The 22,789-nt window shown below is 61.7% G+C and carries 21 protein-coding genes, 1 tRNA gene and 1 riboswitch; of the genes, 12 read left to right on the top strand and 10 right to left on the bottom strand.

Annotated elements, in window-relative coordinates:
* The first annotated feature begins 279 nt into the window (after positions 1–279).
* The 3 genes from KQ661_RS03910 to KQ661_RS03920 all read left to right on the top strand — a co-directional run bounded on the left by KQ661_RS03910 (position 280) and on the right by KQ661_RS03920 (position 4,077).
* Positions 280–771, top strand: a complete 492-nt coding sequence (locus KQ661_RS03910; protein WP_216685710.1) for a transposase family protein — start codon at positions 280–282, stop codon at positions 769–771.
* Entirely contained in the window at positions 759–1,178 is a 420-nt protein-coding gene (locus KQ661_RS03915; protein ID WP_216680677.1) for a transposase family protein, read from the top strand. The genes KQ661_RS03910 and KQ661_RS03915 overlap by 13 nt, the downstream gene beginning before the upstream one ends.
* 280 nt (positions 1,179–1,458) lie before the next feature.
* Positions 1,459–4,077, top strand: coding sequence for a gliding motility-associated C-terminal domain-containing protein (locus KQ661_RS03920; RefSeq protein ID WP_216679447.1), 2,619 nt, complete (start codon positions 1,459–1,461; stop codon positions 4,075–4,077).
* Between the two features lie 102 nt (positions 4,078–4,179).
* On the opposite strand, the gene KQ661_RS03925 is transcribed toward KQ661_RS03920, so the two are convergent.
* Complete coding sequence (locus KQ661_RS03925; RefSeq protein ID WP_216679448.1) at positions 4,180–5,175, bottom strand: cation diffusion facilitator family transporter; 996 nt, start codon at positions 5,173–5,175, stop codon at positions 4,180–4,182.
* 274 nt (positions 5,176–5,449) lie between these two features.
* Here KQ661_RS03925 and KQ661_RS03930 point away from each other — a divergent pair, with 274 nt between their 5' ends.
* The 4 genes from KQ661_RS03930 to KQ661_RS03945 all read left to right on the top strand — a co-directional run bounded on the left by KQ661_RS03930 (position 5,450) and on the right by KQ661_RS03945 (position 11,481).
* Positions 5,450–6,811 (top strand): Nramp family divalent metal transporter, encoded by a 1,362-nt coding sequence (locus tag KQ661_RS03930; protein ID WP_216685711.1) that lies wholly within the window; start codon positions 5,450–5,452, stop codon positions 6,809–6,811.
* A 111-nt stretch (positions 6,812–6,922) separates the two neighbouring features.
* Entirely contained in the window at positions 6,923–7,804 is an 882-nt protein-coding gene (locus KQ661_RS03935) for a transporter (RefSeq protein ID WP_216685712.1), read from the top strand.
* 158 nt (positions 7,805–7,962) lie between these two features.
* Positions 7,963–8,177: riboswitch (cobalamin riboswitch) on the top strand.
* 160 nt (positions 8,178–8,337) lie between these two features.
* Positions 8,338–10,335, top strand: a complete 1,998-nt coding sequence (locus tag KQ661_RS03940; RefSeq protein ID WP_216685713.1) for a TonB-dependent receptor plug domain-containing protein — start codon at positions 8,338–8,340, stop codon at positions 10,333–10,335.
* A 42-nt stretch (positions 10,336–10,377) separates the two neighbouring features.
* Positions 10,378–11,481, top strand: coding sequence for a DUF5074 domain-containing protein (locus KQ661_RS03945; RefSeq protein WP_216679452.1), 1,104 nt, complete (start codon positions 10,378–10,380; stop codon positions 11,479–11,481).
* A gap of 126 nt (positions 11,482–11,607) precedes the next feature.
* Here the strand turns inward: KQ661_RS03945 and KQ661_RS03950 are convergent, their stop codons facing one another.
* On the bottom strand, positions 11,608–11,874 hold the full coding sequence (locus KQ661_RS03950; RefSeq protein WP_216685714.1) for a hypothetical protein: 267 nt from the start codon (positions 11,872–11,874) through the stop codon (positions 11,608–11,610).
* A 173-nt stretch (positions 11,875–12,047) separates the two neighbouring features.
* Here KQ661_RS03950 and KQ661_RS03955 point away from each other — a divergent pair, with 173 nt between their 5' ends.
* From KQ661_RS03955 to KQ661_RS03965, 3 genes are all read left to right on the top strand, one after another.
* The gene (locus KQ661_RS03955; RefSeq protein ID WP_216679454.1) at positions 12,048–12,644 is read left to right on the top strand and encodes a thioredoxin family protein; all 597 of its coding nucleotides are present in this window, start codon (positions 12,048–12,050) and stop codon (positions 12,642–12,644) included.
* A 419-nt stretch (positions 12,645–13,063) separates the two neighbouring features.
* The gene (locus KQ661_RS03960; RefSeq protein WP_216679455.1) at positions 13,064–13,636 is read left to right on the top strand and encodes a helix-turn-helix domain-containing protein; all 573 of its coding nucleotides are present in this window, start codon (positions 13,064–13,066) and stop codon (positions 13,634–13,636) included.
* A gap of 216 nt (positions 13,637–13,852) precedes the next feature.
* Positions 13,853–16,162 carry a B12-binding domain-containing radical SAM protein gene (locus KQ661_RS03965; protein ID WP_216685715.1) on the top strand — a complete coding sequence of 770 codons (2,310 nt, stop codon included), beginning with the start codon at positions 13,853–13,855 and terminating at the stop codon, positions 16,160–16,162.
* 150 nt (positions 16,163–16,312) lie between these two features.
* On the opposite strand, the gene KQ661_RS03970 is transcribed toward KQ661_RS03965, so the two are convergent.
* Genes KQ661_RS03970 through KQ661_RS03980 form a run of 3 tightly spaced genes read right to left on the bottom strand, consistent with a single transcriptional unit; the run spans position 16,313 to position 18,234 of the window.
* On the bottom strand, positions 16,313–17,365 hold the full coding sequence (locus KQ661_RS03970; RefSeq protein ID WP_216685716.1) for a hypothetical protein: 1,053 nt from the start codon (positions 17,363–17,365) through the stop codon (positions 16,313–16,315).
* A gap of 24 nt (positions 17,366–17,389) precedes the next feature.
* Positions 17,390–17,935 carry a GNAT family N-acetyltransferase gene (locus tag KQ661_RS03975; protein WP_216685717.1) on the bottom strand — a complete coding sequence of 182 codons (546 nt, stop codon included), beginning with the start codon at positions 17,933–17,935 and terminating at the stop codon, positions 17,390–17,392.
* 29 nt (positions 17,936–17,964) lie between these two features.
* Positions 17,965–18,234: a hypothetical protein gene (locus KQ661_RS03980; RefSeq protein WP_216679459.1), complete on the bottom strand. Its 270-nt coding sequence runs from the start codon at positions 18,232–18,234 to the stop codon at positions 17,965–17,967.
* A 105-nt stretch (positions 18,235–18,339) separates the two neighbouring features.
* Between KQ661_RS03980 and KQ661_RS03985 the strand changes: the two genes are divergently transcribed.
* Positions 18,340–18,412, top strand: a tRNA-Gly gene (locus tag KQ661_RS03985).
* A 174-nt stretch (positions 18,413–18,586) separates the two neighbouring features.
* Positions 18,587–19,048: a hypothetical protein gene (locus KQ661_RS03990; RefSeq protein ID WP_216685718.1), complete on the top strand. Its 462-nt coding sequence runs from the start codon at positions 18,587–18,589 to the stop codon at positions 19,046–19,048.
* A gap of 110 nt (positions 19,049–19,158) precedes the next feature.
* Here KQ661_RS03990 and KQ661_RS03995 read toward each other — a convergent pair whose 3' ends face one another.
* The 5 genes from KQ661_RS03995 to KQ661_RS04015 all read right to left on the bottom strand — a co-directional run bounded on the left by KQ661_RS03995 (position 19,159) and on the right by KQ661_RS04015 (position 22,734).
* Positions 19,159–19,641 (bottom strand): phage terminase small subunit P27 family, encoded by a 483-nt coding sequence (locus KQ661_RS03995; RefSeq protein WP_216685719.1) that lies wholly within the window; start codon positions 19,639–19,641, stop codon positions 19,159–19,161.
* Between the two features lie 129 nt (positions 19,642–19,770).
* The gene (locus KQ661_RS04000; protein ID WP_216685720.1) at positions 19,771–20,826 is read right to left on the bottom strand and encodes a DUF6371 domain-containing protein; all 1,056 of its coding nucleotides are present in this window, start codon (positions 20,824–20,826) and stop codon (positions 19,771–19,773) included.
* A gap of 161 nt (positions 20,827–20,987) precedes the next feature.
* Positions 20,988–22,139: an AAA family ATPase gene (locus KQ661_RS04005; protein WP_216685721.1), complete on the bottom strand. Its 1,152-nt coding sequence runs from the start codon at positions 22,137–22,139 to the stop codon at positions 20,988–20,990.
* A complete protein-coding gene (locus KQ661_RS04010; RefSeq protein WP_216685722.1) occupies positions 22,133–22,447 on the bottom strand; it encodes a hypothetical protein in 315 nt (104 codons plus the stop codon). The genes KQ661_RS04005 and KQ661_RS04010 overlap by 7 nt, the downstream gene beginning before the upstream one ends.
* Positions 22,444–22,734 (bottom strand): helix-turn-helix domain-containing protein, encoded by a 291-nt coding sequence (locus KQ661_RS04015; RefSeq protein WP_216685723.1) that lies wholly within the window; start codon positions 22,732–22,734, stop codon positions 22,444–22,446. The genes KQ661_RS04010 and KQ661_RS04015 overlap by 4 nt, the downstream gene beginning before the upstream one ends.
* Positions 22,735–22,789: the final 55 nt, after the last annotated feature.

Consider the following 22,789-nt stretch of genomic DNA (forward strand, 5'->3'; position numbering starts at 1 on the left):
AGGTTGAACGCATATAAAGGAGTTGTTTAGAAAGTCCCCGAACGGTCATGCAGCGCGCAGCGAAGCATGACCGTTCGGGGACCTTTTGTGACTTTCTAAACAACTCCAATGGAGGCCCATGACTCCATTTATATGCGTTCAACCTGACAAGCGGGGGAGTAACTGCTACACTTCAGAAACTTTCTACTTATGGATAGTTCTGCTGTGGCTTAGCAAATAGACTTGTTGCGAAGTGAGTGAAGTGCGGAATTTTCGACAAACTGTACTTAAATTTAGAACATGAACTTTTCCGTAAAAAACCTCACTACTTCGCGTAAATGGCGTGCTGCCACGGGACTCACGGCGGAGCGTTTTGCGCAGCTTTTGGCGCATTTTAAGCAGGCGTATTTTCGGTTGAATGGAACAGATATGATTGAACGTGGGGCTTTTGCGCCGTATGAAGTAGTCCTTAAAACAGAAGAAGAATTACTGCTTTTCACCCTATTCAGCTTCAAAGCAAACTTGACGTATGATTTGTTGGGATTGGTCAGTGGGATGGACGGTTCCAACGCGAAACGCAACCAGGAATTAGGCATTACGGTGCTCCAAGAAGCGCTGGAGCAAACCGGGCATGCGCCAAAGCGGGAATTTACGACAGTGGCCGAATTTGAAGCCTATTTTCAGGAACACGAGACGTTATTGGTCGATGGAACGGAGCAACGCAAGCAACGACCAGGAAATAAAGAGATGCAAAAAGACTACTATAGCGGTAAAAAAAAATGCACGCCGTAAAAGAGATAGTTATTTCAACGACCATTCGCTGGATTGGTTTTATCAGCCGTTGTTACGGCGGAAGACACCACGACTACAGTGTGCTAAAAAGCATTTTACCAGTTGATAAAGAGTGGTTTAAAAAGTTCAAGGTGCGGTTGGACCTGGGGTTTTTGGGCTTCGCGAAAGACTACGTTTGCCGGAAAGTTTTTATTCCTATCAAAAAGCCGAAAGGGAAAGAACTCACCGATGAGCAACGAGAAATAAATACAAAACAAGCAAGTGAACGAATTACCGTAGAGCATAGCATTGGCGGATTGAAACGTTATCGAATTTTGGAAGACCGATTACGTTTGCATAATTTGAACCTGTACAATGACGTGCTGGGAGTGTGTGCGGGCTTGTGGAATTTCAGCTTAAATCTTTGATTAATAGCTCGCAACAAGTCTAATAGCGATTTGCGTAAGTCCCGTTAGCGTTGAGCTTACCCGGCGTGGGGCTGGCAGAATGGAAAGCTGAAAATAAGTTCATTTTTGGCTGAAAAAATATCGTTTGTGGCCCTTAATTTGCTATATGTGGTGATAGTTTTATGGCTTTTTTTGAACTCGCTCTTTCTGCCTGTATCTTGGTTCGCTGATTAGTCAGTACCCACCCGTTTTGTATTTTTTTACACCCAATACACCCCCCTCACCCCCTCTTTTTTCACCCATGAGAAAAACTTTACAATCTTTTATCCTCCTGCTCTTTGCGTGTAGCCTGCTGGGCGGGCTGCCGTCGGCGCGGGCTTCCCACTTGCTGGGTTGCGACATGACCTACACCTCGCTGGGCAACAACCAGTACCGGGTGAAATTCCGCCTCTACCGCGACTGTTCCGGTATTACGGCTTCGCCCTTCACACTCTCGTGCCGCAACGGTGGCTGCAACGCAACGGCAACGGTATCAGCTCCGCTCGTGCAGCAGGGCGTTCCATTGGCCGCCACGCCACTGTGCCCCAGCACGCCCAATTCCTGCGCCAACCCGTCGTCGCTCTATCCGCTCTACGACTTCACCAACTACGAAGCCACCGTGACGCTGCCCCCCGGCCAGTGGACGATGAGCACGAGCCAGGGCTCGCGCCCCACCATCGCCAACATCGTGGGCTCGCCCGACCTGTATGCCGAGGCTTACCTCGACAACCGCAGCAGCGGCACCACTACGGTGGCCAATACCTCGCCCCAGTTCGACCCGCAGGATATTCCGATTCAGTACGTGTGCGTGAACCAGCGCACCACCTTCGGCTTCTCGGCCATTGAGCCCGATGGCGACTCGCTGGTGTATGCCCTGGCCGCTCCGCTGGCTTCCTGCGGCACTCCCGTGGTCTATACCTCTTACCCGGGTGCCAATGCCGGCGGTGTATTCATCATCACCCGCAGCCCGCTGTGCATTCTGGAAATTCCCGGCCTCACGGGCGGCACGCTGTTTACGCCCCGGCTGCCCATTCCGGTAGCTACCGACACCACCGGGATTTGCCCCATCAAGCAGGGTGTGCCGTATTTCGGCCTCAACCAGTCGGCCCGCACGGTTACGTTCACGCCGAACGTGTACAGCCCGGCCACGTCGGCCGCCGATGGCCGCAACAAATATCAGGTAGTAGTGGAAGTGACCGAGTACCGCCGCGTCAACGGCGTGCGCCGCATTGTGGGCCGCGTGCGCCGCGAGGCCGTGCTCATCGTTATCAACTGCGGTGCCAACACCACGCCCAACCCGGTGCAGGCCACCAACCAGACGCCCAACTCCAACACCGGCACCATCAACACGGCCGATACCACCCAAATCAATGTGTATTCGTGCAACTACTCGCGCGTGCTGGTAAACTTCACCGACCCCGACAACCTGCGCACCCCCAGCGCGCACCAGCTCCTGACGGTAACCCTGCCCACGAACATCAACACCGACCCCAGCTACCTGGCTGCGGGCGATGTGGGCACGTTCACCCTGTCCGGTAACGGCACCGAGAACCCCCGCGGCGTCTTCTTCTTCCAGCCCTCGCCTTCGCAGGTGGGCCGCACCATCCGCATCAACGTGCGGGTGGAAGACAATGCGTGCCCGGTAAAGGGCCTGCAGAACCGGGTAATCGTCATTAAGGTCCTGCGGGGCAACTTCGCCTCGGCTGTGGCGGCCGTGGGCGGCTCCACGCTCCTGGGCTCGGCGGTAATCTGCCGGGGCAACTCGCTTTCGCTGCAAGGCCGCGTAATCCGGCCTGACTCGGTGCGCCGCCTGGCCACCAACACGACGCAGGCGCAGGTGTACACTTACCAGTGGACGGCTTCGGCCGGCGGCACCGGCCTGCCCGTCGTCACCAACGTGCAGAATATCGCGGTGAAGCCCACCGTCACCACGCGCTATTTCCTGAGCATTGCGCCTACGCTGGGCTTTGCACAGGGGGCCTGCGGCGATACTACCTCCATTCTGGTGCGGGTGGTGGCCCCGCCGGTAGCCCGCGTGGTTACCAACAATGCCTACATCTGCCCCGGCGGAACGGCCACGCTCCAGGCGTCGGCAACTACAACCGGCAGCCCCGTTGGCACGTACACCTACGCCTTCCGGGCGGCCAACGGCCTGGCTACCGCCGATTTGACGAAGGCGAACCCTACGGTAAATCCCACGGTAACCACCCGCTACTATGTAACGGCCTCGGGCAGCGCCCCCACGAGCTGTACGGATACGGCCTCGGTGCTGGTGCGTGTGCTGCCCGGCGTGGTAGCCAACTTCACCACCGCCGACTCGGTAGGCCTCAACGGCCAGCGCACCAACCGCCCGCCGGTAATCTTCACCTTCAAGGACGCCTCGACCATCACCGGCCTGCCGCAGGGCGCCGCCACCACCTACAAGTGGACCTACGAGCGGGTGCGCGACATTGCCAACAACCGGGTAACGGGCACGGAAACTGCTTTCGGCACAACTTCGGCCACGCCGGGCCCGCTGCAGCTGGGCATCGCCGGGTACTACCGCATCCGTCTCACCACGGTGGTGTCCATCGTCAACGGCGGGGTTACCACCACCTGTACGCCTTCGGTGAAGGAGCGTATCGTGCTGGTGCCTGATTTGCAGGTGCCCAACGTAATCACGCCCAACGGCGATGGCCAGAACGACTACTTCAAGGTTTCAACCGTTAGTACTACCACTAGCAAGATTGAGATTTTCAACCGCTGGGGCCGCAAGGTGTACGAGCAGGCCAGCTACGCCAATAACTGGGGGGGCGATAACCAGCCCGCCGGGGTCTACTACTACCTGCTCACGGCTTCCAACGGTGCGCAGACCAAAGGCTGGATTGAGGTAGTGCGCTAAACCTGCCTTCTCACCAGATGCACTAAAAAAGGGTGCCGCGATTGTCGCGGCACCCTTTTTTGTCGTGGCTAAGGCTGGTTTGCTTACTTCTACACCGCTTGTTCAGGCAGACTGCCCGAGGTGGTGCCGCTCGTTCTTCACGGCGTTCTGCACGGTCCAGGTCACTTCGTGCCGCAGGGGGAATTGCCGTACCGGGCAGGCGGGCATCAGGCACAGCGAGCAGGCGGCAAAGGTGCAAGGGTCGGCGTGCACGAACATTTCGACTTCCACCGCGAACCGCGCCTGGATGAGCTCCTCAATGTCGTGCAGCTCAGTGTGCACTTGCTCCAGGGTGAAGTAGTAGGGCATCTGCATGTGGCAGTCGATGTGCAGGTTGGCGCCGTAGCGCTGCACGCGCAGGTTGTGCACGTCAATCCACGAAGCCCGGCGCTGGACCTGGAGCTCGGCAATTACCTCGGCCACCACGGCGGTATCGGTCTCGTCCATCAGGCCCGATACGGCGTGGCGCAGCATCCGCCCGCCATTCACCAGAATGAAGCCGCCCAGCAGCAGTGCCGCGCCCGAGTCGAACCGCACGATGCCCGTGGCCGCCACCAGCACCAGCGCCCCCGACGAGACGATGGACGTGAGCGCATCAATGTAGAGGTGCTGCCCGTCGCCCACCAGTGCCACCGATTTCAGGCGCTTGCCGTTGCGGACCAGCAGCAGGCCCACGGCCAGGTTCACCACGGCGGTGCTGGCCAGCAGCGCCACGCCCCAGTCGGGCCGGGCCACGGGGTGGGGGTGCAGGAAGTGCCCGCTGGCGCTGTAAAGAATAAAGGCACCAGCCATGAAAATCAGCCCCCCTTCAAATCCCAGCGACAGGTTCTCAATTTTGCCGTGGCCGTAGGGATGGTTTTCATCCTTGGGCAGGCTGGACAGGTAGAGGCTATAGAGGGCAAAGCCACTGGTGGCCACGTTGATAATGCTCTCCAGCGCATCGGTGAGCACCGCCTGCGAGCGGGTGAGGTGGTAAGCGTAGAACTTGATGGCCACGAGCCCGATGCTAACCACGAGGGACAGCAAGCCGAGGCGGTACTTGGTTTGGGAGGACGTCATGCAGCGGGATTTTCGGTACAAAGGTCGGGCACCGGCCGCAAGCGGGGCGGCGTGCCCGGCGCGGGCTTCTATGCGGACACCCACCACCGCGGCTGCCGGGCAAAACCTAAACGATTCGGTAGCCGCCGCATTACGTAGTTAGCAAACGTTGCCACTGCCGCGAAAAATTGCCGCCTGATGGCAACTTTTTTACCGCAATGTTGTATTTAAGGCAGTCGAAAATTATTTTTAGGCTAATCTAAAAAGAGGCCCTTGCCCTTACCGATTGATTAACGTGCCTCCTTCTACATTAACTGATACCCAGCCAACCAACCCGGATGCCGGCTGGCGCCACCCCCGCCGGGCCAATTCGCTGAGCGAGGTGTATGCCAGCATCAAAGTGCCACCGGCCAATGCCTCGTTCTGGCGCAAGCTGATGGCCTTTTGGGGGCCGGGCCTGCTGGTAGCCGTGGGCTACATGGACCCCGGCAACTGGGCCACCGACCTGGCCGGTGGGGCCCGCTACGGCTATACGCTGCTGTCGGTGGTATTGATTTCCAACCTGTTCGCCATGCTGCTTCAGCACCTGGCGGCCAAGCTGGGCATTGTGACCGGGCGCGACCTGGCCCAGGCCTGCCGCGACCATTACTCGCGCCCCATCAGCCTGATGCTGTGGGTGCTGTGCGAAATAGCCATCGCGGCCTGCGATTTGGCCGAAGTCATCGGTTCGGCCATTGCGCTCAACCTACTGTTTGGCCTGCCCATTGCCTGGGGCGTAGTCCTCACCACCCTGGATGTGCTGGTGGTGCTGTTCTTCCAGAACAAGGGCTTTCGCATTATCGAAAGCCTGGTGGCTGGGCTTATCGTGTTGATTTTCGGGTGCTTTCTCTACGAAATCATCGCCTCGCACCCCGACTGGCTGGCCCTGAGCAAAGGCTTGGTGCCGCGCCTCGAAGTAGTAACCAACCCGCAGATGCTCTACGTGGCCATTGGTATTCTGGGCGCTACCGTGATGCCGCACAACCTCTACCTGCACTCCAGTATCGTGCAAACGCGGGCCTTCCCGCAGGATGAGCCCGGCAAACGCTCGGCCATCAAGTTTGCCACCATCGACTCGACGCTGGCCCTGTTTCTGGCCTTTTTTGTGAACGCGGCCATCCTGGTTACGGCCGCCGCCGCCTTCCACGGCAAGGGCCACAACGACGTGGCCGACATTGCCGACGCCCACAAGCTGCTCACACCGGTGCTGGGTGCGGGCGCGGCCAGCGCGGTATTCGCCATTGCGCTGCTGGCCTCGGGCCAGAACTCGACTCTGACCGGCACGCTGGCCGGCCAGATTGTGATGGAAGGTTTCCTCGATTTGAAGCTGAAGCCCTGGTTACGCCGGCTCATCACCCGCCTCATTGCGGTGGTGCCGGCCCTTGTGGTGGCCATTGTGTATGGCGAAAAAGGCACCGGGCAGCTGCTGGTGCTCAGCCAGGTCATTCTGTCGTTTCAGCTCAGCTTCGCGGTGGTGCCGCTGGTGCTGTTCACGGGCAGCCGGGCCAAAATGGGCGTGTTTGCCAACCGGCCGGTGGTGCAGGGCATTGCCTGGGCGGTCACCGGCATCATCATTTGCCTGAACGTGTTTTTGCTCTGGCAGACCTTTGCGGAATAGCGCTTTGGGGCGGGGAGCGCCTTGCGCGGCTGCCGGGTACGCCGGACGTAGGTCGTAGGGTCATTTCAGGAGCAAATCGCCCGTCCGGAGGAGCTTTGCGTATAGGCGGCCATGCCAATAATCAGTATCCTGCTTCGTCGCTGTATCTTTTGCCTGCTTCTGCTGGTGCCCGTAGCTGCGGCACTGGCCCAGGAAGGGATTAAAAACGACACAATTAAGGTCGATAAAAACCAGTTCAGCCTGTTTCGGCCCACGCCGCGCAAGTATATGCGCCCCATGGTGCCCGACCGCCCCGGCATCACCGAAAGCCCGTATTCGGTCGATGCGGGCCATTTTCAGTACGAGACCGATGCCCTGCGCCTGCTCACGCGCCGTGAGGGCACGGCCTACGGGCACGACTGGTACATCAACCACGCCCTCGCCAAAATCGGCCTCACCAACCGCACCGACCTGCAAGTCGGCCTCGATTCCTACACCGACACCCGCAACTACGACGATGCCGACCCCGGCCAGAGAACCGTAGCCAGGGGCCTCGGCGACCTAAACCTCCGGCTGAAGCACACGCTGGTGGGCGACGACAACAGCCGCTGGGCCCTGGGTCTGATTGGCTACGTCACCCTGCCCACCGGCGGCCCGCGCGGCGACGGGGCCGTGGAATACGGCGCGGTCCTGCCCGTGGTGTACCAGCTCACCAAGCCCTGGAGCATTGGCGGCCAGGTGGCCACGCAGGTGTACTGGGACCGCGAAACCCACTCGCGCTACCTGCAGCTCACGCCCACGTTCACCACTGACTATCAGTTTACCAAATTTGTGCAGGCCTTTGTAGAGCTGGTGGGCTACCGCGATGTGCGCCAGTCCTACTGGTTAAGCTCCATCAACACCGGGGTGCAGCTCGACGTGAGCGACAACGTGCAGCTCGATTTCGGTACCCACCTGCCCATCACCAATTCTGTGGACCGCGAATATTTCATCGGCATGAGCTTCCGGCGCTGAGATTGTAGCGTGGAAGCTGTTTGGAAAGTCAGCCCAAAATCGTTGTTCCGGTCTGACCGCCCTAGGCGGTCAGACCGGTTGCCGCGCGGACTCTGCTAGTCCGCGCGTCGTGAGGGCCGCCCCACCAGGACGCGGACTCGCCGAGTCCACGCTACGCGCTACCTTTGCCCCGTCAAGGTGCCAGACCCCAATCGCGGGGCGCGGCTGAAAAGGGAATCCGGTTCAATGCCGGAGCTGTCCCCGCAACTGTACGCTTCACATCGGGGCGGGCCATACATGCCACTGTTTACCTTTTGATTGTCAATTGGTTGGATGGGAAGGCGGCCCGCTCGGCGAAGCAAGCCAGGAGACCTGCCCGGACATTCACAGGTTCAGCATTCGCGGAGGACGAATGGAGAAAGAAAGCAGCGGCCGCCCCCGGGCAGCCACCTTACCTCTGTTTTTCGGCCTCGGTCTGGCGTTGGTTTTCTTCAATTGAAGAGAGCTTCCGGTAGATTTTGAATCGAATTTTCTTAATCGAAAATTTGATTCGGATGCGTTGTTTTTCACTCAGCCGGTTGGCGGTAGTCTGCGGATTACTGGCCGGAACCGGTGTGGCCCGCGCCCAACAGCCGCGCCCCGCGCCGCCCGATTCGGTCTGGCTCAGCCGGCGGCTGCACCGGCTGCACCGGCTGGCCGAGGTGAACGTGCGCGCCGTGGGCCCTGAGCAGTTTGCTGCCGGCAGCCGCCACTACGCCGCCGATTCGGCCACCCTAAGCCAGTATCGCGATGGTACCGTGGCCGAGCTGCTGCAGGACCGTACTCCGCTGTATATCAAAAGCTACGGGCCGGGTCAGCTGGCCTCCATCAGCATTCGGGGCACCTCGGCCCAGCAAACGGCCGTGCTCTGGAATGGTCTGAACATCATGCTGCCCACCTTGGGTCAGAACGATTTTGCCCTGCTGCCCGTGGGGGCCAATACCCGCCTGGCCGTGCAGCCCGGCCCGGCCGCTGCCCTCTACGGCAGCGGGGCCATCGGCGGGGCCGTGCTCCTGAACACCGCACCCGACTGGCAGCCCGGCCTGCGGGGCAGCGTGCAGGCCGATGCCGGCAGCTTTGGCCTGCGCGGCGGTAGCGCCGAGGTGAGCACCGCCAGCGCGGCCGTGGCCGTGCGCGTGGCCGCCAGCTACCGCCAGGCCCTCAACAACTACCCCTACATCACCCAGGAATTTGGCGGGCCGGTGCAGCGCACGCTGGCCGGGGCCGCCCTGCGCCACCAGTGGAGCCTGGCCCCTGAAGTAGCCCTGCGCCTGGGCTTGGCCGGCCAGCTCACCGCCAGCGCGTGGTTTACCGATACCGACCGGGAAGTGCAGCCGGGTGTCATCGGCCCCAACCGCCACGCCCGGCAGCTCGACCAAAGCCGCCGCCTGGTGCTCAGCTACCGCCACCAGGCCTCGGCGCGGGCGCAGTGGCTGGTGCGCGCCGCCGCGTTTGAGGACGTGCTGAACTACCACGACGACGGTATCACGAGCGACTCGCGGGTGCGCACCACCCAGGGCCAGGCCGAATACACGGCCGCCGTGGGCGCGCGCGGCTCCCTGCGCGTGGGGGCCGAGGTGCAGCACTTCAGCACCACTTTCCGCGAATACGCCAGCCCGCTGACCACCGAAAACCGCGCCGCCGCGTTCGCGCTGTTTCGCTATGACCCGCAGCCCCGCCTGCGCCTCACGGCCAACCTGCGCCAGGCCGCCCTGCCCCAGGGCAACCCCCTCACGCCCACCGCCGGCCTGGAATGGGACCTTTGGGCGAATGGCCCGGCCCCCGACTCACTCACCACATCACCATTTCACCAGCTCACCTTCAAGGCCAGCGCGGCCCGCAGCTACCGCGCCCCCACGCTTAACGAACGGTTTTTTAACCCCGGCGGCAACCCCAGCCTGCGCCCCGAAATCGGGCTGGGCTACGAAGCCGGCCTGCTGCATCGCACCCAACTTGCGCCCCGCACCACGCTGCAAACCGAGCTTACCGGCTACCGCCAACTAGTGGACGACTGGGTGCAGTGGACGCCCGGCCCCGAAGGCTACTGGCGGCCACGCAACCTGCGCCAGGTGCTCACGCAGGGCCTGGAGGCCAGCACGGCGCTCACGCTCCGGCGCGGGGCGCACCACCTGAGGGCGTGGGCGGCCTACGCCTTCACCCAGGCCCGCACCCGCCGTGCCACCCCCGACGACCCCGTGCCCGTGGGCCAGCCGCTGCCCTACGTGCCCACCCACACCGGCACCCTGAGCCTGGACTACGCCTGGCACGCCTGGCGTGTGGCCGCCGCCACCAGCACCACTAGCTACCGCTACATCGATGCCACTGCCCGGGCCTTCCTGCCCGGCTATGGCCTGCTGGGCGGCAGCGTGGGCTATGCGCTGCGCCTGCACGGCGCCGAAGCGCTGCTGCTGCTGCAAGGTAATAACCTTCTCAACCACGCCTATGACAGCTACGAAGGCCGGCCGGCCCCGCCCCGCGCACTGAGCGTGAGCCTACGCCTGAGCTGGCGCTGATTTTCAAATTTCATCACTCATTTTTCTCCTTTTTGTTTTCTCATGCGTTTTTCTAACTATCTGATTGTTTCGGCACTGGCTTTGGTGAGCCTGGCCGGCTGTAGCCCCGACAAGGAGGTGACCGTGGCCCCATCGTCCGACAATAACAACGTGTTTGTGCTCAACGAAGGCGCTTATTCCTCCACTGGCACGGGTACGGTCACGTTGTTTAACAAAAGCACCAAGGCCGTAACCCCCGACTTGTTCGCGAGCGTGAACGGTGCGGGCCGCCGCCTGGGCAACGTGGTGCAGAGCATGGCCGTGCGCGACAAGCGCGGCTACATCGTGGTGAACGGGGCCAATAAAGTGGAAGTGGTGTCGCTGCCCGATTTTAAGTCGGTGGGCGTTATTACCGGGTTGAGAAATCCGCGCTACTTCCTGCCCATCAGCACCAGCCGCGCTTACGTGACGCAGTGGGGCAACTACAGCACGGTGCGGCCCGGCATCAAAATCGTGGATTTGATTACCAATAGCGTGGTCGATAGCATTGCCACCGGCGCCACGCCGGAGCGCCTGACTGTGGCTGGCGGCAAGGTATTCGTGGCCAACTCGGGCGACAACACTGTCACCGTCATCGACCCCACCACCAACCGCGTCACCAATACCCTGACCGTAGGCGATGCCCCCAATAGCTTCGCGCTCGATAAAAACAACCGCCTGTGGGTGCTCTGCGGCGGGTTCATAGCCTACAACGCCAACTACACCGTCGACTACGCGGCCACTACGCCGGGCAAGCTCGTCGGCCTCGACCCGGCCAATCCTGCGGTGGGGGCCACCTCGCGTACATTTGCCAGCAACCGCTACGCGCCCAACGACATTCATACTAACCCGGCCGGCGACCAGCTCTATTTCCGCGCCGCCGATGGCTACTCCTACCTGGGGGCCGTGGTGCGTCTGGGCATTGCCGATGCCGCTTTGCCGTCGCTCACGGGGACGCCGTTCATCGACGGGCTGTTTTACGGCCTGGGCATCGACCCGGTCGATGGCACCGTTTATACCGGCACGGGCACCTTCTCGGTCGATAAAATGACGCGCTACCAGCCCAACGGCACCAAAATCGACGAAACCGTGGTGGGCGCCGGCCCCAACGGCTTCGTGTTCTTCTAAGCTAAGGCGCTCAGCCGCCAGCTTTCCCGTTTCTTCTCCTTTCTTTCTGCAAATACTGAAAAAGGCCCGTTCCGAAAGGAATGGGCCTTTTTTGCGCGTCCTGGATTTGAAGCCGGCCGAATGAAACTAGTCGGCGATGCCGTCGTGGTTGCGGTCTTTGGCGTCGCCGGCGGCTTTGTAGAGCTCTTTGCCGGTGGGGCGGTTGGTGGTGTCGCGGCGCAGGCCAGCCGTGGCCGAGTCGCCGCCGGCTACGCCGTCGGTGCCGGCGGCGGGGCCTTTTTTATTGTAACCGCGCTCCACGTTGGTGTCACCCTCTTTGGTGCCCGAGCTGCAGGCGCTAAAAGTGGCGGTGAGGGCGCAGGCCACGGCGAGGGGGCGGAGGAAAGTTTTCAACGACATAAAAAAGCGAAGGTGAAGGATAAATAACGTATGATGGCGCAAGGTAGAAAAATAACCCGCCCGCCCGCAACCCGAACCACTGGGCGCGGGTACGGTTGTAGCGGAGCGGGCCAGCCGAAGGTTGCCCCAAACTGCGCGCTCCCGATTTATTTTTTTCCATTTGCCCGATGTCCAATCCGATTTCTGACTCCCTGCCGGCCCCGGTCTATACTTACCCCGAGTTTCGCACCCTGATGGCTACGCTGGTCGCCGAGCACCGCACCACCGGCCCCGAGCAGACGCCGGGCCTCATCCGCTACACCGACCAGAACCAGACGCACCTCGACAACGGCCAGGCCCGGCCCCTGCTTCCGGCCCTGCTTGAGAAGCTGCGCCAGCTGCCCCACCCCGAGCGCTGGCTGGTACTGGGCGAAGCCTGGTGCGGCGACACCGCCCACGCCCTGCCCATTCTGGCCCACCTGGCCGACGAAAGCCAGGGCCGCGTCACGCTGCACGTCGTGCTCCGTTCCGAACACCCCGAGCTGATGGCCACCCACCAGACCGACGGCAAAAACAGCATCCCCAAACTCATTCGCTACGACGCAGCCACCGGCACCGAACTCAGCACCTGGGGCCCGCGCCCGGCTGCTGCGCAAGTGCTGAGTCACCAGCTGCACAGTGATAAATCTTTGCACGTCAATCAGGTAGTAAAAGGCATGAATGCGTGGTATGAGGCCGATAATGGCCAGGCCATGCAGCAGGAATTGCTGGCACTGTTGGGCTAAGTGTGGGGTTCAACCAAAAATTCCCCTATTTTGCACCTCCCCAATTCCTAATCTATGCCTTTGCCACTGCGCCGTCGCCTTCAGAACCACGTTGCCGCCTGGCCCTGGCGGCGGGTGGGCGTGCTGGCCGGCGTTAGTCTGCTGTTGGCACTAATGCTGGTAGTTTATTTGTTTGGCATAAGCGACCATTTCTTTAGTCGACTTTTTTTTGCGTTTCTCGTATTGGTCTGGCTGCTGGCCGTTACGTTCCTGGTGGTGGTACCCTTCGTGAGTTGGGCCACCGCGCATTGGTTCGGACGCGGATGGGCCGAAATTTCGACGCCGGCCCCACGGCCCCGTCGAGCTGCTCCGGGCGCATCAGCAGCGCGTTCTATTTCTCCACCGGCTGCCTCGCGGCGGCCCGAAACACGTTAAAGCCCTTGAAAACCAACCTACTGCATATCAAAAATATGGTGTGCCCCCGGTGCGTAGAAGCCGTGCACAACCTGTTGGAGCGCGCTGGTTACAGCCCCAAAGCCGTAACGCTGGGCGTCGCTGAGCTCGACGAGAACACGCCCGCCGACCCCGAAGACCTGGCCCCGCTGCTGCAGGCCGCCGGCTTCGAGCTGCTGCGCGGCCGGGCTGAGCAGCTTACTGAACAAATCAAAGGCACCCTGGCCGAATACCTGGAGCACCTGCGCACGGCGCGCTCGCCGCTTACCACATCGGCTTTTCTGACCGACCGGTTTGCGGCCACCTACTCGCACCTGAGCAAGGTGTTTTCGCGCACCGCGCACCTCACCATCGAGAAATACCTCATCCGCCTCAAAATTGAGCGCGTGAAAGAAATGCTCAGCTACGGCGAGCTGACCCTGAACCAGATAGCCGACCAGATGCGCTACAGCTCCGGCCAGCACCTGAGCAACCAGTTCCGGCAGGTGACGGGCTACTCCGTAAGCGAGTTCCGCCGCCTCATGCTGCCCGAGCGCCTGTCGCTGGATGCGCTGGCGTAGGCCGTTGGCTTGATAAAAAAGCGCCGCCCTGGTCCAGAGCGGCGCTTTTTTGTAGCATACGCTTTGGCTTGTGCACGAGCGGAGCGAGTACAATGCGCCTCACTGTTCAACGCGTTTACTCGCTCCGCCGTGCACAAGCCAAAGCGTATGCCACATCTCCCCGACCTTTGTTCCTCAATTTGAACCCCGGGCCCCGCGACCGGGTTAGTCTCCACTGTGCCTACTGCTTCGCCCCGCATCCTGCTTCTCACGCCGCCGCTCACGCAGCTCAACACTCCGTACCCGGCCACGGCCTACATCAAGGGCTTTCTGGGGGGGCGCGGCTACGCTGTGACGCAGGCCGACATGGGCCTGCAGCTGGTGCTGCGCCTGTTTTCGGAGGCCGGCTTGCGGCGGGTTTTTCAGGCAATCGAAGCCGGTGGTTTCGACCTGAGCGACAATGCCACGCGCATGCTGCGCCTGCAAAACCGCTACCTGGCCACCATCGCCCCAGTCATCCGTTTTCTTCAGAATAAAGACCTCACGCTGGCCCCGCGCATCTGCCATGGCCGTTTCCTGCCCGAGGCCAGCCGCTTCGATAACGTGGCCGACCTCGAAACTGCCTTCGGCACCATGGGCCTCACGGACCAGGCCCGCCACCTGGCCACGCTTTACCTCGAAGACCTCGCCGACCTCATCAAGGAAACCGTGGGGCCGCACTTCGGCTTCTCGCGCTACGCCGAGAAGCTGGCCCTCTCCGCCACCAGCTTCGAGCCCCTGCACCAGGAGCTGACCGCCGCCCCCAACCTGCTCGACACCATGCTGCTGGAGGAGCTGGAGCCGCTGCTGGCCCGGGTGCAGCCCGATATGGTGGGCTTCACCGTGCCCTTCCCTGGCAACCTCTACGGCGCGTTGCGGCTGGCCAAGCACATCAAGCAAATCAGCCCCGCCACCGTGACCGTGATGGGCGGTGGCTACCCCAATACCGAGCTGCGCGAAATCAAAGAGCCGCGCTTTTTCGACTACATTGATTACCTGACGTTGGATGATGGCGAAGGCCCCTGGCTGCGGCTGCTGGAATATCTGGCGGGCCAGCAGCAACAAAAAGAACGTCATGCCGAGCGAAGCGAAGCATCTCGCGTGCCGTCACTAATCCTGTCGTCCAACGATGCGAGCGAGATGCTTCGCTTCGCTCTGCATGACGTTCAACCGGACCGTTCAAAACTCCAGCGCACCTTCCTGCGCGACGAAACTGGCGAAATCCAGTACATCAACCACCCCTTCCCCGACGTGCCGCATGCCGAGGTGGGCACGCCCGACTATTCGGATTTGCCCCTCACCGAGTACCTCTCGGTGCTGGAAGTGCTGAACCCCATGCACCGCCTCTGGAGCGACGGCCGCTGGAACAAGCTCACCGTGGCCCACGGCTGCTACTGGAAGCGCTGCTCGTTCTGCGATGTAACGCTGGACTACATTTCGCGCTACGAAACCGCGCCCAGCACCCTGCTGGTGGACCGCATCGAGCAAATCATCAACCAAACCGGCCAGACCGGCTTTCACTTCGTGGACGAGGCCGCACCGCCGCTGGCCCTGCGCGACCTGGCCGTGGAGCTGCTCAAGCGCCGGGTGCCCATCACCTGGTGGGGCAACATCCGGTTCGAAAAAACATTCTCGCCCGACCTCTGCCGGCTGCTGGCCGCCTCGGGCTGCATCGCCATTTCGGGCGGGCTGGAAGTGGCCTCGGATAGGTTGTTGGTCTTGATGGAAAAGGGCGTGACCATCGCCCAGGTGGCCCGCGTCACGGACGGCTTCACTCAGGCCGGCATCATGGTGCACGCCTACCTGATGTACGGCTTCCCCACCGAAACCGCGCAGGAAACCGTGGATAGCCTCGAAGTAGTGCGCCAGCTGTTCGCGGCCGGCGTGGTGCAAAGCGGCTACTGGCACCGCTTTTCGATGACTGCGCACTCGCCCGTGGGTAAAAATCCGGCGAAGTACCAGGTGGCGGCCATCGGCCCTGAGCCCGCCGGCTTTGCCTGGAACGACTTGTGGCACGACGACCCGCTGGGTACCGACCACGAAGCCTTCGGCCCCGGCCTGGCCAAGTCGCTCTACAACTACCTGCATGGCGTGGCCCTGGATGAGCCCCTGGCTCGCTGGTTCGATTTCAAAACCCCGAAAACGACGACCCCGCGCCACCTCATTCAGCAGGCCCTGCAAGCCCCCGATAAACCCGACTTCGCCCGGCAAAACCAGCGCCTGTTCTGGCTCGGCAACGCCCCCGAAATTCGCATCGAGCCCGGCAAAAAAGCCCCCCGCGCCGTGCTCACCTGCTACGAGCAGGCCGAGGATTTCGAGGTGAAAACCACCGAAGCCGCCGGCCGCTGGCTACACCAGCTCCTCACCCAGCTCAGCCAGGATTTTGACACCAAAGTGCTGCTGCGCGATGCTGTCGCCAGCTTTCCGAAATCAGAAGGCTCATTCGAAGCGTTTCTGCAAAGCCCGGCCTGGGCGCTGCTGCGCGAAAAGGGCCTGCTGTTGCTGTAGCCCAGTCTTCCGCGTGTGCCCGTATGCGCCGGTCGGACCGCCCTAGGCGGTCCGACCGGCGCATACGCTTAGCTTACTTAAACGGCGCGGGGATGCGAACTACAGCGTGCGTGCTACTGTCCAGCCCGGTACACCAACATGTAAACCGCGCTACCGTCCGCGCAGCCACTCCACCACCTCGCTCGGCAGCCCCGGCCCAAACACCGGTCCCAAGCTGCCCGGTACCAATAAATCGGGGCCGGCGGTGCGGTACACCCGCACGGCCGTGCCGCGCCGCCCGCCCAGCGCGTTGCGCATGGCGGCCGACCGGGCAAGGGCCCCGGCCCCGCCATACAGGGTCAGCAGCGGCATTTTGCGGCTGCGCAGCTCCCGAAACGCGGCGCGGGCATTGGCATCCACCACGGTATTCTGGGCGATGAAGAAGGCGGCCCGGGGCGCGCCCGGGCCGGTGAGCAGCGAGGCCAGCGTGGCGGCCCGGCTTCCGGCGGCCCACATTCCGATGTTGGTGGTGTCGGCCCCACCGGTGCTGTGTAGCAGGCGCAGGGCCGCTTGCAGGCGTGGCGTTTCCTCGGCGGCCGTGGCCGAGTCGGCGGGCGGGAGCAGCAGCACGATGATGCCTTCGCGGGCCAGGGCATCAGCCCAGATAGCGGCCGTGGGAGCCGTTTCCGCATCGGGCAGCAGCACCAGCGCTGCGCCGGGCGTGTCGGTGTCGGCGGGGGCAAACAGCCAGGCCGAGCCAGTGGCCTGTGGCACTTCTTCGGTGCGGTAGGCGGTGGGCGTGGGCACGCCGCGCTTCACCAGTAGGGCAGTGGCTTTCGTGGAGTCCAGCATGAGCGTACCGCGCCAGAAATCGCCGTCCAGCGTCAGGGCCAGAGTTTGGCCGGGCCGGGCGGGCCGGCTGAGGCGCAGCTGGTTATTGCTGAAAACAATGGTGTCGGCCACGAAGCTGAGCGTGCCCGGAGCCGTAAACTCGGCTTCGTAGTGGCCGGGGCTGGGGTGGCGAATGTCGAGCGTGGCCCGTGCCCCGGCCTGCCCGGCCGCGCCAAGGCTGCCCTCGTAGTGCCCTACCGGCGGCGTGGCGGCTGCCGCCGCTTGCTCGTTTTGGGGCTGGCAGGCCGCCAGAAGCGCACCCACGCACAGGGCCAGCAATGCTCCGCTGTGGCGAAGGAAACGGCGGCTCGTCGGGTGCGTGGGGGCTGGCATAGGCATTCGCAAAAATAGACGCCTTTAGCGGCCGGCCATGCCCTTGCGCAAAATCAGGTCGGTCTGCACGTCCTGGCCCAGTCGGAACTCGTGCTGGCCCACTTCACGGAAGCCAAACCGCTGGTAGAAAGCCCGGGCCTTGTCGTTTTTCTCCCACACGCCCAGTACCACGGCCGAGCAGTGCAGTTGTTCAGCCAGGGCCAGAATGCCGCGCATCAGGGCCGCGCCCAAGCCGGTTCCCTGCCAGTCGTCGCGCACGTACAGGCGCTCGATTTCGAGGCGGCCGGCGGCGTCCTGGCCTTCGGGCAGGCCCAGGGCCGAATTATCGCGCAGCTTGGCGTAGCCCACCAGCTCGTTCTGCATGTGGGCCAGCAAAAAGGTGTTTTCGCGGTCCTGCAATTCGGCCAGCTGAATATCGGGACCGAAGTTTTCGCCCAAGTACGCCGCCATATCCGCCGGGGTATTGGTAGCAGCGAAGGTGTCCTGAAAAGTTTGGCGGCCCAAATCGGCCAGTTGGGCGGCGGTGGCGGTATTGGCCTTGGCCAGCAAGATGCGCAGAGGAGATGACATGGCGCAAAGGTCGCGTTGCCGCCGCAGATTTAGAGTATTTCGTCGGCGTTGGGGTCCCGGTGCGTGCTGGTGCCGCGCCGCATCCGCAGGCCCCAGCGCATCAGGAACCCGCTGGCCAGCAGGGCTACCAGGTTCACTGTCAGTAGCAATGCCGAGGGGCTTTCGGGGCTGCCCGCATTCCAGGAATAGGCTCCCACGGCTACTTTTAGCAATAAACCCAGGCCCATCAGCCCGCCACTAACGATAAGGAACAGGCCAACCAGACGTTGGGTAGCAGGAGGGAGGGGAGGGGTTGCCATAATTAACAGTGCATACGCGGCCCGCAAAGCGGGGGTTGGCCGTTTGATTTTTGGTCGTTGCTAATCCGGTTCTTTGGCGTAATTTCGTGCCACCAAGATATTACTGCGAGAGTAGCTCAGTTGGTAGAGCATCAGCTTCCCAAGCTGAGGGTCGCGAGTTCGAGCCTCGTTTCTCGCTCATTGATTAACAGCCATTTAGCTTAATTGCCGGGTGGCTGTTTTGTTTTTGGTTTAAACGTTGGTTTAAACAACCCTTGTGTAAGCTTGGGAGGCTTCTGCAACCACATCCTATTATTCCTTTTAGGACAACGACATTTGTGAGTGCCTTTTTTCTGCAATAGAATGCTATATCTTGTCCTTTTACTTAACCTTCTACCGCATGCTTAGAGAAAAAATGGCAATGGCCCTGACGGATATTGCTCAGTATCAAGAAGAAATCGACATTGCTGGAGTGCAGTTAAATGCCATTGCTGCCAATGTACCTAAGACGTCGGGGTGGGTAATAGATGACCAGGAATTGCAAGAGGCCTTTCGCTATGAGTCACAACTAATAGAATTGACCAAAGACCTGGAGAAAAAGAGGAAGCAGTTAGAAGCCGCCAAAATGCGGTTTCTTGATGTAGTTCCTGACTTGGTTTTAAATCAGATGCGCAACGATGGTAAAGCAGTTTACGCTAGTTGGGTTTCGCAAGACCAAAGGCAGACCCACTACGGGCCTTACGCCGCCTACTTTGCAGATAACCAGCTATTGGTTGTGCCTTTTGAGGACTTCCATAAGTTCAAAGCCGATTATGAGCGGTTTAGAAATAATTAAAATCGCAAAAGGGCCGATAAAGGCACTAAACACGAAATAGCGAATAACAAAAAAGCCCCGCGTTCCTCTATGAGGGCGCGGGACTTTTTTAATTTTTGAAACCAGGTACGTTACCTCCTCATATCGGCCACTATTTGAGCCCAAGGGTCGTCGTCATCACCTTCTACTTGTGCGCTTACTTTGGCGCGGGTGGCTGGGGTCAGCCCAAATTGTGAAAGCATCGCTAGGGCGCGTCGCCAAGCATCGGCGGCAATGGCTACTTCGGGGTTTGGGCGGCGCATGATGCCGCCGCTAACGGTGGTGGTTTCATAAGTTAACCCCCGGTTTTGCACGGCCTGTCGGGCTTCTGCCCACTCGGCTAGTGACTCTGTTAGCAATTGAAGGGCGGGGCCATCGGCCACGGTGCAAACTTTCATATTGAGTAGCACGGCCCCAATCTCGCTCCAGTAGTGCCGGGCCCTGTCGCTTAACCAATCGGGCGGGATTGGCAGCAGCACGGTGGGCGTGGGCTCGTGGGCATTGGTGCGGCTCGGCTGCAACGTGCCAGCTAAGGCTTTGAGGTGTGTGGGTTTGGGGGGGCGTCCGGCAGGCATACAAAGAAATTTAAAAGATGAATTGTGAAAGAAGCGTGGGCAACTTTTTGGGGGTTGAATTATGCACACGCAATTATTTGACTGAACTCAACGGTTACCAGGGGCGAGGCTTTAAGGATTTTACCCGCCCTACCCCCTTTCCGACTTTTCATCCCAGCTAGGCGGGTAGCCGGGCCACTCGTTCAGCAGCACGTCAGCCAGGTCAAGGCCGGCGCGGCGCTCGTCGTCGGTGGCCAGCTTTTCCAGCTCGTCGGATACCCGCACGTCGTACCCCAGGCGGCGCAGCTCGTCGGCTTTGGCCTGCCACTTGTCGAGGCAGCCCGCGTCAGGATAGAGCACAATGCGCCGGCCCCGTAGTGGCTCCATCCGGTCGGGTGTGAGGTAGCTCAGCCCCATCGTTGCCAGCCAGACGTAGCGCGGGAAGTAGGGCGTTGCCAGCATGGCCGTTTTAGCGCTTTCTACCAGGGCCACGGGTTGCGCGGCCGGGGCGGTGGTAAGCTGAGGCAGCCCAAACAGGCACGGGCTTTTCTGGCCGTGTTGGGAGTAGTCAGCCAGCCACGGCGGCGCGGGATGGCCCCGGCGTTGGTAGTGCTGAGCCAGGGCCGTGTGCGCCCACGTAGTGCAGCGGCGCGGCTCCTTCACGGTGTGGCCGGTGGCATCATACAGCACCACTTGCCCGCCCCGCACCCGGCCGTGCGTGTCGAGTAGCCAGAACACGCAGGCCCCCGGCCAGTGCGCAGACGTGCCGACCTGAAACCGGCTCAGCAGCTCATCGGCAACGCCCCGCCCAAAGTGCCCGCGTAGTACCTGAGCCAGGGCGTTGCGGTCGTAGCGGCCCAGCGTGGCCGTGAATACATCGGCGGGAATGCTGAGCACGGGCGTGGGAGCCGGCAAAGGGGTGCCCGTTCGGCTGGACACCCTTTGCGCGGGGCGTTCCTGCTTTGCGTCAAGGCGCACTTGTTGCGCATAGCTGGCCGCACCCGGCCCGGCGTGGTAGGGGTTGCGGTGGTGGCCGCAATTGGCTTCCCGGTCGCAGCGGCCGTACTCGTCGGGTAGTAGTTCGCCCGTGTCGGTGTCGAGGTAGCGGGTAAAGCAACGGGGCTTGCCACAGGCCGGGCACATCGTGCGGGACTTCGGGCCGGCGTAAGGTTGCAGGGTGTAGCGGTGGGCGGTTTGGGTTGGCATGGCTAGGGAGTAAGGGGCCGCCGTGCGAACGTTGGAAACTGGAAAGGTGGAAATCTGCCAGTAGGGGCTTTTTCCAGTTTCCAACGTCCAACGTTCGGTTGGCAGGCGTTAGAATTGCTGACGTTGGAAAGGCTGACGTTGGAAATTTCCAGTTTCCAACATCATGCGCCCACGGGCACCGGCCGCAACGAATACCATGTTTCCCGGCCGCGCTGTTCTTTGGCCACGGCGCACAAGCGGCCGCTCAGGTCAGGCACATAGCCGGCCGGCTCCGTCAATTCTTTCAGCCGCTTGCGGATGGTGCGGGCGTCGGTGTCGAATTGTTCCGCTAGTTGCGTTTCAAGCTGGCCGGCCGGTTGGGGCTGAGCCAAGCAAGTCGGCAGCGCGGCCAGCACGTCAGCCAGCGGGGCCTTGCGGGGCGTGGTGGGGTTTTCCTCCGCTGGCACGGCCAGGTGCGGGGCTTCGTCGTCGGTGCCCCGTAGCGTAAAGCCCAGGTGCCCGCCCTCGTCGCTCAGCTCGCAGACCAACACGCCCGGTAATTCCTCGTCGGTGCGGTTTTTCACTTGCTTCACGTAGCGGGTGCGGGGGCCTTGCACCGACCGGCCAATGAAAAACACGCTATCGGCAAAATTGGATAGGTGCTTGCTGCCGGCCAGATGATTCAGGGACAAGGCCGCGCCCGGTGGCAGCTTCGGCGTGTGCGCCAATACCAGGCTAGAAACGCCCCGCTCTAATTGCAGCCGTTTCAAGCCCTTCATAATTCCAATGCTCACATCGGCGTCGGCGGTCGTTTTCAATGCCAGGGCCGTGATGTTGTCGAGTACCACAATCCGTGCCCCGGTGCGGTCAAGGTCAGCACAGATATGGTCAAACGTGAAGCTTTCCACATCTACGGCGGCCGGGTTGGTGTCGCCCGTCAACAGTTCGTCGGTGAAGGGGAATCCATCAAACCGCTTTTCAAACTGCCGGTCGGTCAACTCAAAATCGTAGTACAACAGCCGTTCGCGCACCACACAGTGCAAGCCCAGCAGCGCCGTGGTGTCGGACGTAATGAGGTGGGCAATATGCACGGCCAGCACGCTCTTACCAACGCCCGTGTCGCCGGCCAGAATGGCAATGCCCGGCGTTTCCCACAGACAGCCAAACAGTGGCCGCAACGGCGGGGCGTTGCGGGCGTCGGTTAGGCGTTGGGCGGCGGTTCGGATGCGCGTAGCTGGTTCGGCGGGCTCGTTGGTGGGCTCGTCTGCCAGGCGGTCGGCATCGGCCAGCAGGCGGGCTTTGTAGCTGCCAGCTTCGGAGGCGGCGCTCAGCATGGCTCAGCCCCTCCCGTGGCGTTGGTGCGGTGCGAGGCGGCCACGGCCGCGCCAATGGTGCGCAGTAAGGCAGCCGTAGGGCGGCCGGGCCGGGCTTGCATGGCCGCTACGGCGGCGCTCAGCTCGTCCTCATTCAGCCCGAACCGTGCGCAGACGTTGGCGCGGCCCTTGTCGGAAAAGTCGAGGCTTGGCAGCCCACGTAGGTAGCCGCGAAGGGCCGCGAGGTGTACCCGGTTGGTGGCGTTGGGGGTGGTATCTTTGGCTTGCTGTCCCGGCAAGTTCAAAGCGTTGCGGTCGCCCGTGCTCATGCGTTGGCGGCCGTTTCGTTTTCGCCCCGCTTACCGGCGTTCACCCAGGCCGTCAGGTCGGCGCGGGTGAAGTACAGCTTGTTCCCGCGTTTGGCGTGAGGAATACCCCGCGCCGATACCAACGCATAGAGGCGCGGCTTGCTCAGGCGGGTTACTTGTTGGGCCAACTCTATGCCGCCCACTTCGGGCGCGGCGGTGGCCGTGGTGCGCAGGCAGCTCAGGGCTTCCAGCGTCAATGCTTCCAGGTTGCTTAACCGGGCATTGATGGTATCAAAGGGGTTGTGCATTGCTCATCTTTGTTAGTGATGATGCAAAGCACCGTTCAGCCTTCAGGGCGCAACC

This window comes from Hymenobacter siberiensis, assembly GCF_018967845.1.
GTDB classification, from domain to species: domain Bacteria; phylum Bacteroidota; class Bacteroidia; order Cytophagales; family Hymenobacteraceae; genus Hymenobacter; species Hymenobacter siberiensis.